Annotated in this window: 15 protein-coding genes; 7 read left to right on the forward strand and 8 right to left on the reverse strand. The window is 64.0% G+C overall.

From position 1 onward, the window contains the following. Positions 1 to 6: 6 nt before the first annotated feature. From NKH98_RS03925 to NKH98_RS03940, 4 genes are read left to right on the forward strand one after another with little or no spacing between them, the layout of a single operon-like run. Positions 7 to 303 carry a YciI-like protein gene (locus NKH98_RS03925; protein ID WP_352896799.1) on the forward strand — a complete coding sequence of 99 codons (297 nt, stop codon included), beginning with the start codon at positions 7 to 9 and terminating at the stop codon, positions 301 to 303. Between the two features lie 30 nt (positions 304 to 333). Continuing rightward, positions 334 to 759: an EVE domain-containing protein gene (locus tag NKH98_RS03930; protein ID WP_254817798.1), complete on the forward strand. Its 426-nt coding sequence runs from the start codon at positions 334 to 336 to the stop codon at positions 757 to 759. Beyond that, positions 714 to 1,412, forward strand: a complete 699-nt coding sequence (locus NKH98_RS03935) for a class I SAM-dependent methyltransferase (RefSeq protein WP_502894190.1) — start codon at positions 714 to 716, stop codon at positions 1,410 to 1,412. The genes NKH98_RS03930 and NKH98_RS03935 overlap by 46 nt, the downstream gene beginning before the upstream one ends. A gap of 48 nt (positions 1,413 to 1,460) precedes the next feature. Then, positions 1,461 to 1,880 carry a DUF1761 domain-containing protein gene (locus NKH98_RS03940; RefSeq protein WP_352896744.1) on the forward strand — a complete coding sequence of 140 codons (420 nt, stop codon included), beginning with the start codon at positions 1,461 to 1,463 and terminating at the stop codon, positions 1,878 to 1,880. 3 nt (positions 1,881 to 1,883) lie between these two features. Here the strand turns inward: NKH98_RS03940 and gcvA are convergent, their stop codons facing one another. Further along, the gene (gene gcvA / locus NKH98_RS03945; protein ID WP_352479989.1) at positions 1,884 to 2,804 is read right to left on the reverse strand and encodes a transcriptional regulator GcvA; all 921 of its coding nucleotides are present in this window, start codon (positions 2,802 to 2,804) and stop codon (positions 1,884 to 1,886) included. Between the two features lie 162 nt (positions 2,805 to 2,966). Here gcvA and NKH98_RS03950 point away from each other — a divergent pair, with 162 nt between their 5' ends. Continuing rightward, on the forward strand, positions 2,967 to 3,206 hold the full coding sequence (locus NKH98_RS03950; protein WP_352896746.1) for a hypothetical protein: 240 nt from the start codon (positions 2,967 to 2,969) through the stop codon (positions 3,204 to 3,206). 76 nt (positions 3,207 to 3,282) lie between these two features. Here NKH98_RS03950 and NKH98_RS03955 read toward each other — a convergent pair whose 3' ends face one another. Then, positions 3,283 to 3,819 (reverse strand): L,D-transpeptidase family protein, encoded by a 537-nt coding sequence (locus NKH98_RS03955; RefSeq protein WP_352801958.1) that lies wholly within the window; start codon positions 3,817 to 3,819, stop codon positions 3,283 to 3,285. A gap of 144 nt (positions 3,820 to 3,963) precedes the next feature. On the opposite strand from NKH98_RS03955, the gene NKH98_RS03960 reads away from it, so the two are divergent. Next, entirely contained in the window at positions 3,964 to 4,647 is a 684-nt protein-coding gene (locus NKH98_RS03960; RefSeq protein ID WP_023680479.1) for a response regulator transcription factor, read from the forward strand. Positions 4,648 to 4,772: 125 nt separating this feature from the next. Beyond that, positions 4,773 to 5,228 (forward strand): cyclic nucleotide-binding domain-containing protein, encoded by a 456-nt coding sequence (locus tag NKH98_RS03965; protein WP_352479987.1) that lies wholly within the window; start codon positions 4,773 to 4,775, stop codon positions 5,226 to 5,228. 47 nt (positions 5,229 to 5,275) lie between these two features. Here the strand turns inward: NKH98_RS03965 and NKH98_RS03970 are convergent, their stop codons facing one another. The 6 genes from NKH98_RS03970 to NKH98_RS03995 all read right to left on the reverse strand — a co-directional run bounded on the left by NKH98_RS03970 (position 5,276) and on the right by NKH98_RS03995 (position 12,008). After that, positions 5,276 to 6,169, reverse strand: coding sequence for a sugar phosphate isomerase/epimerase family protein (locus NKH98_RS03970; RefSeq protein ID WP_352896748.1), 894 nt, complete (start codon positions 6,167 to 6,169; stop codon positions 5,276 to 5,278). Between the two features lie 116 nt (positions 6,170 to 6,285). Next, positions 6,286 to 7,224: an ABC transporter substrate-binding protein gene (locus NKH98_RS03975; RefSeq protein ID WP_254817805.1), complete on the reverse strand. Its 939-nt coding sequence runs from the start codon at positions 7,222 to 7,224 to the stop codon at positions 6,286 to 6,288. 86 nt (positions 7,225 to 7,310) lie between these two features. After that, positions 7,311 to 8,288 (reverse strand): ABC transporter permease subunit, encoded by a 978-nt coding sequence (locus tag NKH98_RS03980; protein WP_502894194.1) that lies wholly within the window; start codon positions 8,286 to 8,288, stop codon positions 7,311 to 7,313. Positions 8,289 to 8,308: 20 nt separating this feature from the next. Further along, positions 8,309 to 9,853 carry a sugar ABC transporter ATP-binding protein gene (locus NKH98_RS03985; protein ID WP_352896749.1) on the reverse strand — a complete coding sequence of 515 codons (1,545 nt, stop codon included), beginning with the start codon at positions 9,851 to 9,853 and terminating at the stop codon, positions 8,309 to 8,311. Further along, positions 9,850 to 11,229 (reverse strand): FGGY-family carbohydrate kinase, encoded by a 1,380-nt coding sequence (locus NKH98_RS03990; protein WP_352896750.1) that lies wholly within the window; start codon positions 11,227 to 11,229, stop codon positions 9,850 to 9,852. Before NKH98_RS03990 ends, NKH98_RS03985 begins: the two co-directional genes overlap by 4 nt. Beyond that, complete coding sequence (locus NKH98_RS03995) at positions 11,226 to 12,008, reverse strand: DeoR/GlpR family DNA-binding transcription regulator (RefSeq protein ID WP_352649392.1); 783 nt, start codon at positions 12,006 to 12,008, stop codon at positions 11,226 to 11,228. The genes NKH98_RS03990 and NKH98_RS03995 overlap by 4 nt, the downstream gene beginning before the upstream one ends. Positions 12,009 to 12,120 lie beyond the last annotated feature (112 nt).

Here is a 12,120-nt window from a genome sequence, read left to right on the forward strand (position 1 = left end):
GAAAAGATGCTGTTTGCGTTGATTTGCAAGGACAAGCCAGGAAGCCTGCAGGTGCGGCTCGATACGCGGCCCAAGCACCTTGCCTTCCTGGAAGGGCTGAACGGCGACAAGAAATTGGCCTTCGCCGGCCCGTTCCTCGACGCCGACGGCAAGCCGAACGGCACTCTCGCCGTCGTCGAGGCGCCCGATCTGGCTGCGGCAAAAGCCCTGTCGGCGGCCGATCCCTATACCAAGGCAGGGCTGTTCGAAAGCGTCGAAATCCGGCAGTGGAACTGGCGCTTCAACAAGCCGGCGGATATCTGATCGCGGCGGCACCTGAGGAGGAGCAACACAATGAACTACTGGCTGTTCAAATCCGAACCTTCGGTCTTCTCCTTCGAGGACCTCAAGGCCAAGGGCAAGGCCGGCACGCAATGGGACGGCGTGCGCAATTATGCAGCGCGCAACAACATGAAGGCGATGCAGATCGGCGATCTCGGCTTCTTCTACCATTCCAATGACGGGCTCGACATCGTCGGCATCGCCGAAGTCTGCGCTCTGGCCCATCAGGACAGCACCACCGACGACCCCCGCTGGGAGTGCGTCGATATCCGCGCCTTCAAGGACATGCCGAAGCCGGTGACGCTGGAGCAGGCCAAGGCCAATCCACAGCTGGCCGACATGGCGCTGGTGCGGCTCGGGCGGCTGTCCGTGCAGCCGGTGACGCCGGCCGAATGGCAAGAGGTTTGCCGCATGGGCGGCCTGACGCCGGCGCCATGACGGCGCTGACGCCGGACAGCGCCAGGAAATTCATCCTCGACAACACGGCGCTGATGGCGCCGCCGCATGTGCCGGAGGTCCGCCTGCACCTGGCCGACGAGGCACATGGATTATGGCAGCGGACAGAGGACGAGCTGACCGAAATCGGCCTGCCGCCACCCTTCTGGGCTTTCGCTTGGGCCGGCGGCCAGGGCCTTGCCCGCTACATCCTCGACAATCCGGCGGCGGTGCGCGGCAGGCGCGTGCTCGACTTCGCCTCAGGCTCCGGCCTTGTCGCCATTGCAGCAGTGAAGGCCGGCGCTGCCGAGGTGATCGCCGCCGATATCGACCCGTTCTGCGCGACCGCGATCCGCCTCAATGCCGAGGCCAATGGGACCGAAATAGAATTCCTCGCCGGCGATCCCATCGGCAGCGATGCCGGGTGGGACGTCGTGCTGGCCGGCGATGTCTTCTACGACAAGTCCTTTGCCGACGGGCTGATGCCGTGGTTCGCCCGGCTGAGGGCGCGCGGCGCCGACATTCTCGTCGGCGATCCCGGCCGCTCCTATCTGCCGAAGACCGGGCTGGAGCCGCTTGCCGTCTACGAAGTGGCGGTGACCCGCGCGCTGGAAGACGCCGAGGTCAAGCGCACCACCGTCTGGCGTCTTGCTTGACGGCATCGCCGAACAGGCGTTCCATCGCGCAATCGACCGGAGGGAACCATGGATTTTTCGGCAATCAACTGGCTGGCGGTAATCGTCGCCGCCGTCGTGGCGTGGTTGTTCGGCGCCGCCTGGTACATGGGCTTGAGCAAGCCGTGGCTGAAGGCCGCCAAGCTTGATCCGGCGACGATGAGCAAATCGATGCTGCCCTTCGTCGTCTCCTTCGTCGCGGAGATCGTGATGGCGCTGGTCATGTCGCTGATCATCGGCGCGATGACCGGCGGCGAACCGAGCCTGCTTGCCGGGGTGATCTTCGGCTTCGTTCTCTGGCTGGGGTTCGTCGCCACGACGCTTTCGGTCAACCATCGCTACGAAGGTTTCGGCTGGGATCTGACGCTCATCGATGTTGGTCACTGGCTCGGCGTGCTGCTTCTCATCGGCGCGGTGATCGGCTGGTTCGGCGCGGCGGCGACCGGCTGACCGTCAGGTCGGTGTCTTGGCGACTTCCTCGAGGAGCCAATCGCGAAAGGCGACGATGCGCGGATCATTCGCCGCAGTTTCGGGATAGACCAGGAAATAGGCGAATTCGGGCGCGACCTTGATGCCGAGTTCGAACGGCCGGATCAGCCGGCCTTCCGAAAGGTCGTTTGCCACCATCGCGAAATCGGCGAGCGCAACCGCATTGCCGTCGAGCGCGGCCTGGACGGCATCGGTCGAATTGCCGAACACGATGGTCCGGCTGTCGTCGAAATCGTCGACGCCCGCCGCCGCCATCCACATGCTCCAGTTCGGCCAGGTGACGCCCTGGCGCGACCACTCGATATGCGCCAGCGTATGATGGAACAGGTCGCGCGGCTCCTTGAGGGGCGGCCCGGCCCGCAGCAGGGCCGGGCTGCAGACCGGAATGATGACGTTTTCGAACAGCCGGTGCGAGCGAAGCCCCGGATATTTGCCGGTGCCGAAACGGATGCCGAGATCGACGTCGTCGCGATCGAAGTCGCGCACCTCGTAGCTGATGTCGAAACGCAGCTCGATTGCCGGATGCTGCTTGCGAAAATCGTCGACGCGCCGCATCAGCCACTTCGTCGCGAATTGCGCATCGAGGGTGACCTTCAGCAGCGCCGATCCGCGCGCCGTCTTCTGCGCCCGTGAGACGGCCCGGCCAAGCAGGTCGAGCGCATCGGTCGAAGCTTCGAACAGCACCGCACCCGCCTCGGTCAGCCGGATCGTGCGGCTGGTGCGTGTGAACAGCACGATGCCGAGCTGATCCTCGATTTCCTTGATCTGATGGCTGACCGCTGCCGGCGTCAGGCCGAGCTCGTCGGCGGCGCGGGTGAAATTGAGATGCCGGGCCGCTGCCTCCAGCGTCCGCAGCGCACGGGTTCCAGGCAGCAGGCGCGCCATCAGTGCCAGACGAGGAAAGTTCGGTCGAGCATCCCAATCCTCAAAAAAAACTTGAAGATGCAGAAAAAACTACTCGTTTCCTGTTTGGATTTCAATCGGTCATGATCTGGTCATCGAGGAAACATCAAACCGGATTTGATGTCCGGAGAAGCGGATTACACCATGTCTGACACCGTCTTGCGCTCTGTAACCCTCCGCCCGACCTGGCTACGCGCTATGCTTGACTGGTTTCGCTACGCAAAAATCGCGGTCAATCTTCCCTACGAGAATGTCGAGGATCTCTCCGATCGCCAGCTGCGCGACATCGGCGGCGAACGCAAGGACATCGCACGCGCCATGGACCGCGAACTCGGCCGGCTCGGCCTTCTCGACACGGGTTGGCAGCTGCCGAGGAAGCGCTAGGACGGTGTAGTGAGTAGTGAAGCTAAGCGGCGGGTCCGCGAATATCCTTCCCGACCAATTCGCTCACTATTCTCCCCTACCTTACCACCCTTATCACCGTCCGTTCCGACAGCAGCGGCAGCAGCCGCGCCATGGTGCGAGCCGTTACCGCGACGCAGCCTTGCGTCGGCGTAAAGCCGGGGCGCGCCAGGTGGAAGAAGATGGCGCTGCCGCGCCCGCGCCGGCGCGGCACAATGTTCCAGTCCAGCACCAGGCAGGCGTCATAGAGATCGTCGGTGCGCAGCATCCGCTCATGGCTGGCGCCATAGGGGATTTTGACCGGGCGGTTGTAGTTGCGGTCCCCAGGCACTTCGCACCAGCCGAGGTCGCGGCCAATCGGCGTCATCGCGAGCCGCGTCCGGCGGCCGCCGGCGAAACGGTCGCCGCGAAAATATCCCGACAATATCCGCATCGAGGCAAGCGGCGTGGCGCCGTCGCCCTCGCGCTTGGCCGCCGAGATGCCGCCATGCCCCAAAGCACATGGAAACACCAGTTTGCCGGCCTGCAGAAAGCCCTGGCTGGCATGGCCCGGGCGCGCGCGCACGGTGAGCACGGCGAGCCCTTTCGGCAAAATTGCGCCGACTGCATTGCGATCGTGTTTTTTCTTGTATGATCGTGCCACGGAACAAATCACTGTGAACGGCTGTTGTGCCGGTCAGCTTCCGCATAAACAGGCTGCGGTCAACTGAAATCTCTTTTCAAAACAACGGATTGATCCATGACTTCACGCACCATTCTGATCGTCGACGACGATGACGACCTGCGCGGCACCCTTGTCGAGCAATTGTCGCTTTATGAGGAATTCGATGTCCTGCAGGAAGCGACCGCCGCCAAAGGCGTCGCCACCGCGCGCGGCGGGCTCATCGACCTGCTCATCATGGATGTCGGCCTGCCCGACATGGATGGCCGCGAGGCGGTAAAGATATTGCGCAAGGGCGGCTACAAGGCGCCGATCATCATGCTGACCGGCCACGATACCGATTCCGACACTATCCTTGGGCTCGAGGCCGGCGCCAACGACTATGTGACGAAGCCGTTCCGCTTTGCCGTGCTGCTGGCCCGCATCCGCGCCCAGCTGCGCCAGCACGAGCAGAGCGAGGACGCCACTTTCTCGGTCGGCCCCTACACGTTCAAGCCCAGCCAGAAGCTTCTGATCGACCCGCGCGGCGCCAAGGTACGGCTGACCGAAAAGGAAGCCTCGATCATCAAATATCTCTACCGCGCCGACCAGAAGGTGGTGACCCGCGACGTGCTGCTGGAGGAAGTCTGGGGCTACAATTCCGGCGTCACCACCCACACCCTGGAAACGCATGTCTACCGGCTGCGCCAGAAGATCGAGCGCGATCCTTCCAACGCGGAAATTCTCGTGACAGAAAGCGGCGGCTACAAGCTGGTTCCTTAAACATTTCATTATTCAAATAAGCGATCCGGGCGGGGCGCTTTTCGGGTACGGTCCTGAGGCTGGAGGTGGTTTTGGATCGGCCTCGTAGGGGAGGAGTCGGACTGACGGTTCGGGGACATAGCTAGATGGCGCTGGATGACGACATCCGCATCCTGTCCACCGTGAGGCTCTTCGAGGGCTTTACGCAGGAACAACTGCGTCTGCTCGCCTTCGGCGCCGAAACCACCAGGTTGCAAGCCGACCACAAGCTTTACCGCGAGGATGACGCGGCCGATTGCGCCTATATCGTGATCAGCGGCCGCATCGTCCTCTACCGCGAGCACGACGGCGAGCGCATCCCGATCGGCACCGCCGGCCCCGGCACCATGCTCAGCGAACTGGCGCTGATCGCCGATACCAACCGGCTGACCAGCGCCTCTGCCGAAATCGATTCGGAAGTGCTGCGGCTCAGCCGCAAGATGTTCCGCCGCATCCTTGAGGAATACCCGGAGCTGGCGGTTCACCTGCACCAGCGCATCTCGGAGGATTTCCTGGCGATGATCCGCCGCATCGAGGAACTTGGGCCGCGTTTTGCCGGCTAATACAGCGCCTCTGGCCTAACCAGATCGATTTTCGGAACTGCGAGTTCTCAAGCCCGGTGCGTTGCGGAAACAAGCTCGGCCTTGCGCCGCGCCGTCTCCAGTCCGAGCGCAATGAAGCGGCGCGCATGTTTGGCCAGCTCCATATTGTCGGTCCACAGATTACGCCAGATGGCGGTTTTCCGCGACAGGTTCTCATCGACGATTTCCGACGAGAAGGATTCGAAGCTGAGGTCGTCGCTGTAGCCGATGGCGGTCAGCGCGTCGAATATCGCAGCAAAATCGATATTGCCGGTGCCGAGGAAGCCGCGATGGCTCTCGCCGATATGGACATAGCCGATCTTCCTTGCGGCGTTGCGAATGGCCAAGCCGACATCGGCCTCCTCGATGTTCATATGGAAGCTGTCGAGATGCAGGAAGATGTTGTCGGAGCCGCTGTCCGCGATGAAGGCCATGCCTTGCGCGGCGGTGTTGAGCAGGTTGCTTTCGAAGCGGTTGACGATCTCGAGGTTGAGGCTGACGCCTGCTGATTTTGCTGTCTCGGCCACCTCGGCAAGCGTGCCGGCGCTGCGGTTCCACTGGTCGCGCGTCGGCGCTTCGCTCTGCAATCCATGGCTGGTGCTGAGGATGCCGGCGACCTTTTGGCCGCCAAGATCGCGGGTCAGCGCGATCGTACGTCTCAGGATTTCGACTCCGCGCGCGGCAATCGTTTTGTCGGTGCTCGAAATATCGCCGTCGGCCGGCAGTCCGATGCTGATCGCGACGCCGAGGCCGAGATCGCCGATCCGCTTGGCCAAGCCGTCGATGTCGACATTGGCGGGGTCGAGATAAGAGAATTCGATCAGGTCGAAGCCGGCCTCCCTGGTGTTGGCCAGCGTCCGCTCGAGGTCGCTCTGCGCCGAGCTCGCCGACCAGACGAATGAGTGGATTCCGATGCGCGACATGATTGTCTCCGGTCATTCCAGGAGTAGCGGACCCAAGTCCAAATCGGCTTTTGGCAATCCATTGCTCCGATAAAAAGGTGCGGCCGGTCATCCCGGCCACACCAGGCTTGGGAGGCTTAGCGAGCTGCGGTCCAGCCCTTGTAATCCTTCAAATTGTCGGCCGTGATCAGCTTCGGGTCGAGCAGTACCGTCGGCTCGGCCGGCTTCTTGCCGGCAAGCAGGTCAGCCGCCATCGTCAGCGACTGGCCGGCCATCACATAGGGATCCTGCGAGGCCGAGGCTTTGATCATCGACGTGCCGGAAGCGAGTTCCTTCTCGATATCGGGCGCGCCGTCGACCGCGGTGAAGATGAACTCCGAGCGGTTGAGCTGCTTGGCCGCAAGCTGGGCGCCGATCGCCGTCGGATCGTTGATGGCGAAGACCGCGTCGATCTTGTCGAAACGGGTCAGCAGCGACTGGAACACTTTCAAGCCGCCGTCACGTGAGCCTTCGGCGTTCTGGTCGTCGGAAAGGATCTTGATGTCGGGGTGTTTTGCCAGCACGTCCTTGCAGCCCTTGACCCGCTCCAGGATCGATGACGAGGCCGGGCCGTTGAGGATGACGTAGTCGCCCTTGCCGCCGGTATGATCGACCAGATACTGGCACGCCTCTTCGCCGGCCTTGACGTTGTTGGTCATCACGGTGACGTCGGCGCCCGGCGCCGAAACGTCGAAGGCGGCAACGACGATGCCGGCCGCCTGTGCCTTCTTGACCGCCGGCGCGATCGCTTTGGCATCGACGGCGTTGAGCATGATGACGTCGACGCCGGCGGCGATGAAGGAATCGACCTGCGAAACCTGCTTGTTGAGGTCGTAGTCGGCCGATACCGAGGTCACCTGCACATTCGGATTGATCTTCTTGGCCGCGTCCTCGATGCCCTTGATGGTGGCGACGAAGAACGGATTGCCGAGCAGGCCGACCGAGATGCCGACCTTGTTCAGGTCCTTGGCCGATGCCGGCGCGATGACGGCGGCCGCAAAGGCTACGCCGCAGAGCAGTTTAGCGATGGTCTTCATTGTTTTATTTTCCTCCTGATGCCCCGCGCCTCTCACGGTGCGTTACACATGAAACCGGCTCGTTGGATGCCGGCGACTAAGGGCCATCACGTTCTTGCTCCTGCCTGGAGCCGGTAACGGTCGAGGGCGACCGCCACGATGATGACCAATCCCTTGATGATGTACTGCCAGATGTCCGAAACTCCGGCGAGGATGAGCCCGTTGGACAGCACGGCGATGATCAGGCCGCCGATCAGCGTGCCCCAGATCGAGCCGACGCCCCCGACGAAACTGGTGCCGCCGAGGATGACCGCGGCAATGGCGTCGAGTTCGTAGGACTGGCCGAGCTGCAGCCCGTTGGCGGCATAGAGCCGGGCCGCCGACATAGCGCCGCCAAGCCCGGCCAGAAGGCCGGAAACGCCATAGACGAAGAGCAGCACCAGCGGCACTTTGATGCCGGTCAGCCTGGCGGCCTCGGCGTTACCACCGACGGCGTAGATCCAGGTGCCGAGCACGGTGCGCTTGAGCACCAGCCAGGACAGCACCACCACCGCCAGCGCGATGATTACCAGCCACGGAATGCCGAACAGCGAACCGTTGCCGATGAAGTCGAACGGCAGGTCCGCGTTGAACACCGTAGTGTCCTGGCCAAGCAGGCGGGCGACGCCGCGCACGGCGGTCAGCGATCCCAGCGTGACGATGAAGGGCGGCAGCTTGATGTAGGCGATCAGCAGCCCGTTGATGACGCCGAAGCCGAGCCCGACGAGAATGGCCGCCGGCACGCCCAGCAGTCCCCAATCGGGCACCAGCGACACCATCACCGCCACCATCGCCGAGGCGGCAAGGATCGAGCCGACGGACAGGTCGATGCCGCCGGTCAGGATGACGAAGGTCATGCCGGCTGCCAGCACGATGTTGATCGACGATTGCTGCATGACGATCAGCAGATTGGTCTGGGTGAAAAAGCGCGGGTTGATGAACTGGAAGCCGACCGCCAGCAGAATCAGGATCGGCAGCATGCCGAGTGCGGCGATGGCGGTGCGCCATCTCGTACTTCTGCCGATCGCCCGGTCGTCCGCTTTCATCGTGTCGGCCACCTTGTCGGTCATCGCTGAGCCGCTCCCGTTGCAAGTTCCATGATCGCTTCCTGCCGCAGCGGCTCGCCCTCCAACGCCGTCACCTCGCCGGCAATGGTGCCGTCGCGCATCACCAGCACGCGGTCGGCGATGCCGATCACCTCCGGCAGTTCGCTGGAGATCATCAGGATGGCGATGCCTTTCTTGGCCAGGTTGTCGATCAGCCGGTAGATTTCCGACTTCGCCCCGACATCGACGCCGCGGGTCGGCTCGTCGAGGATGACGACCTGCGGCTCGGTTTCCAGCAGGCGGGCGAGCAGCACCTTCTGCTGGTTGCCGCCCGACAGCGAACCGGCATTGGCCTGCACCGAGCTGGTGCGGATGGAGAGGTCTGACACCGCCTTGGCGGCGCGCTTTTCGGCAGCCGCGAAGTCGCGCAGACCGCCGGCCTTCGCGTCCTTTGCCAGCACGCCCATGCTGATGTTGTCGGAGATCGACATGTCGAGAAACAGGCCAAGTTGCTTGCGGTCCTCGGTCAGGTAGGCGATGCCGGCATCGAGCGCCTCGCTCGGCGAACCGATGGATATCGGTTTGCCGCCGAGCTCCAGCGTGCCCGATATGTGCCTGTCGGCGCCGAAGATCAGCCGTGCCAGTTCGGTCCGGCCCGAGCCGACCAGGCCGGCCAGTGCCAGCACCTCGCCTTTGTGGAGGTCGAAGGAACAATTCTTTATGAGATTGCCGTCCGACATGCCGCGCACCGACAGCGCGACGGCGCGCTTGCTGTCCGGCGGGCGGTGATCCTTCTTGTAGAAGGTCGACAGATCGCGCCCGACCATCATCGATACCAGGCGCGAGGCGTTCAGATCGGCGCGGTCGAGCGTGCCGACATAGCCGCTGTCGCGCAGCACGCTGACGCGGTCGGCGAGCTGGTAAACCTCTTCCATGCGGTGGCTGATGTAGATGATGGCGATGCCTTGCGACTTCAGCGTCGCGATCACCTCGAACAGCCGGTCGGTCTCACGCGAGGTCAGCGACGTGGTCGGCTCGTCCATGACGATGATGCGCGCATTGGTCGACAGCGCCCGGGCGATTTCCACCAGCTGGCGCTCGCCGAGCGACAGGCTGGTGACCGGGGTGCGCGCCGAAAAGGCCACGCCGAGCCGCGCGATGATCTCGCTGGCGCGCCGGTTACATTGCTCGCGGTCGACGATGCCGAACCGTCTTGGCTCATTGCCGAGGAAGATGTTCTGCGCCACCGACAGATTGGGCGCCAGCGACAGCTCCTGATAGATGACCGCAATGCCGGCGGCGCGCGCCTTGATCGGGTCGCCGGTGGCGGCAGGCATCCCGTCGATCAGGATTTCGCCGCCGGGGTCCGGCCGGTAGGCGCCGGACAGCACCTTCATCAGCGTCGACTTGCCGGCACCGTTCTCGCCCATCAACGCGTGCAGCTCGCCGGCGTCAACGGTCAGCGACACATCGTGCAAGGCGCGGATCGCCCCGAACGTCTTCGAGATGTGGCGCATCTCCAGCACCGGCTGGCGCACCGTCTCGATCCGGGCGGCGGCGCTCATCGTGCACCTCCCGAGGCTGCCCTGGCCACGCCCCGGTCGGCGGCAAGGCCGCGCCAGTCGTTGCGGTAACCGGCAAGGCCGCTGACGCTTGCCGCATGCACCGCCTCCGGCGCCTCGGTGGCAAACTCGCGTCCGACGCTTTCAAAGGCAAGTGCGGCGGCACCGGTGGCGCTGCCCTCCAGCGTTGCGCCCTGCAGGAAGGTCTGCCCGGGCCGCAATTGCGCCAGCAGCGCGGCAAGCAGCCCGCCATTGTTCAGGCCGCCGTCGACGATCACCGTATTGTCCGAATGGATCAGCTCGAGGCACAGATCGAGCATCAGCGCGACGTAGAGCAGCGCCACGGCCGCGCGTTCCTCGGCATTAGGCGTACGCCCGACCAGTTCGCCGCGGCGGTGCGGCATCGGGCCGCCGGGCGCGAAGCTCGGCAGCGCCATGATGCCGGCGTCGATCACCCGTTGTACCGATGACGGCGCGATTGCGCCCTGCCAGCCGGCGCTGATCGTGGCGAATTCGCGACCGCCCATGAAGCGGATGGTCGGCACCGGGCCGCCGTCGACATCGACATTGACCAGCATGTCGCGCTCGCCATCGAGTGCATTGAGCGGACAGTCCGGATTGAGCACGACCACCCAGGTGCCGGTCGAGACCACGGTCACCGGCCCGAGCTGCTGTCGGCGGTAGGCATGGAGCGCAGCATTGCTGTCATGGACGCCGTTGTGGACGGCGACCGGCTTGGCGGCCCGGCTGAAGCGCTGCTCGCCGATCACCGCGCCGGCACGCTCGAAGGCGGGCATCTGGCCGCGCCAGCCCTCGGCATCGACCAGCGAGCTGAAATCGCGTTTGCGCGGCGCCCATAGATGCGAATGGCAGCCGAGATAGGAGACCTCCGACACCGGCCGGCCGCCAAATCGCCAGCTCCAATATTGGGGGTAGCCGAGGATCGATTTCGCTGTGGCGAAGGCACCGGGCTCCACCTCCTTCAGCCACAACATGTGGCGGCCGTAGTTGAAGCCAAGCGGCAGGCGCGGCGAAAAGGTCTCGGCAAAATCCGGAATGCGGCGGTCGATCTGCGCGGCGATTTCAGCCGGCGGTTCCTGCTCGTAATCGAGGATCGGATGCGTCAGCGCGGCTTCGTCGACCAACGCGAAGGTGCAGCCATGGCCGGATACCATCAGCCCTTCCACGCCATGCGTGTCGACGGCGTCATCAATGGCGCGAGCCGCCCAGTCGTGCAGCGTTGCCTCGTCGAGCATGCTGAAGCCGCCCTTGCGGATCCAGCTCGGCTGGGTGCGGCGCTCGTCGAGGATCTGTCCGTCCTGGCCGAAGACGAACAGCTTCGAATTGGTCTTGCCGAAATCGAGGACCGCGATGTTCACTGGGCGCCTCCCGAGGAAGCGGCGATCCTCACCGTGACGCCGGCATCTTCGAGCATGCGGGCATCTGTCTCGGACAGGCCGTCATCGGTGACCAGCGTGCCGATCCGCGACAGCGGCAGCGCCACATTGCGCGCATGGATCGACAGTTTTCGGCTGTCGGCCAGCACGACGATCTGGTCGGCGCAGAGGCTGAGCTCGACGATCGAGCGGACCAGCAGCGGGTGCGATTCCAGAAGGCCTTCCTGGCCGATGCCTTGCGCGCCGAGAAAAAACTTCGAGGCGTAGAACGGCACCGTCTGCGTCAGCGAATGGATAATGCCCGGCTCGCGGTAAAGGTCGCCGCCGGCAACCGTCAGACTGCAATGGCCGTGATCGCTGAGATAGGCCGCGAGCGGCATCGAGTTGGTGTAAAGCCGGATATTGCGGTCGGCGAGCTTGACGCCGAGATGGAAACAGGTCGAACCGCCATGCACTATGACCGCGTCGCCGTCGCGCACCATGGTGGCGGCGAGAGCGGCGATCTGCCGCTTGGCCTCGACGGCGAGGTCGCGGTTCTCGTCATAGGGCCTGGCATAGGCGACTCCGGCTTGCGAAGCCCCATCGAGCGCCGAGATGCCGCCATAGACCTTGCGCGCTTCGCCGGCCTCATCGATCTTGTCGATGTCGCGCCGCACCGTCGCCGCCGACACGCCAAGCCGCTCCTGCAGCTCGCGCACCGATGCGAAAGGCCGGTCCCGCAAAAGCTCGACGATCTGACGCTGGCGGCCGGAGTCGCTCAACCCTTACCTCCCAATGCGCTTGCCTCCCAAGCCACTGCACGGCATGCCATTTTGCACGGCAATTGGTGCAACTTACTCAACGGCCCTCGGATTGCAAGTCTGATTTGACGCG

It is taken from the genome of Mesorhizobium sp. M0833, from assembly GCF_040319905.1.
Taxonomy (GTDB): Bacteria; Pseudomonadota; Alphaproteobacteria; order Rhizobiales; family Rhizobiaceae; genus Mesorhizobium.

Coding starts and splice junctions, on each gene's coding strand:
- NKH98_RS03925 (WP_352896799.1), top strand. CDS start 7: ATGCTGTTTGCGTTGATTTGCAAGGACAAGCCAGGAAGCCTGCAGGTG.
- NKH98_RS03930 (WP_254817798.1), top strand. CDS start 334: ATGAACTACTGGCTGTTCAAATCCGAACCTTCGGTCTTCTCCTTCGAG.
- NKH98_RS03935 (WP_502894190.1), top strand. CDS start 714: ATGGCAAGAGGTTTGCCGCATGGGCGGCCTGACGCCGGCGCCATGACG.
- NKH98_RS03940 (WP_352896744.1), top strand. CDS start 1,461: ATGGATTTTTCGGCAATCAACTGGCTGGCGGTAATCGTCGCCGCCGTC.
- gcvA (WP_352479989.1), bottom strand. CDS start 2,804: ATGGCGCGCCTGCTGCCTGGAACCCGTGCGCTGCGGACGCTGGAGGCA.
- NKH98_RS03950 (WP_352896746.1), top strand. CDS start 2,967: ATGTCTGACACCGTCTTGCGCTCTGTAACCCTCCGCCCGACCTGGCTA.
- NKH98_RS03960 (WP_023680479.1), top strand. CDS start 3,964: ATGACTTCACGCACCATTCTGATCGTCGACGACGATGACGACCTGCGC.
- NKH98_RS03965 (WP_352479987.1), top strand. CDS start 4,773: ATGGCGCTGGATGACGACATCCGCATCCTGTCCACCGTGAGGCTCTTC.
- NKH98_RS03970 (WP_352896748.1), bottom strand. CDS start 6,169: ATGTCGCGCATCGGAATCCACTCATTCGTCTGGTCGGCGAGCTCGGCG.
- NKH98_RS03975 (WP_254817805.1), bottom strand. CDS start 7,224: ATGAAGACCATCGCTAAACTGCTCTGCGGCGTAGCCTTTGCGGCCGCC.
- NKH98_RS03980 (WP_502894194.1), bottom strand. CDS start 8,288: ATGAAAGCGGACGACCGGGCGATCGGCAGAAGTACGAGATGGCGCACC.
- NKH98_RS03985 (WP_352896749.1), bottom strand. CDS start 9,853: ATGAGCGCCGCCGCCCGGATCGAGACGGTGCGCCAGCCGGTGCTGGAG.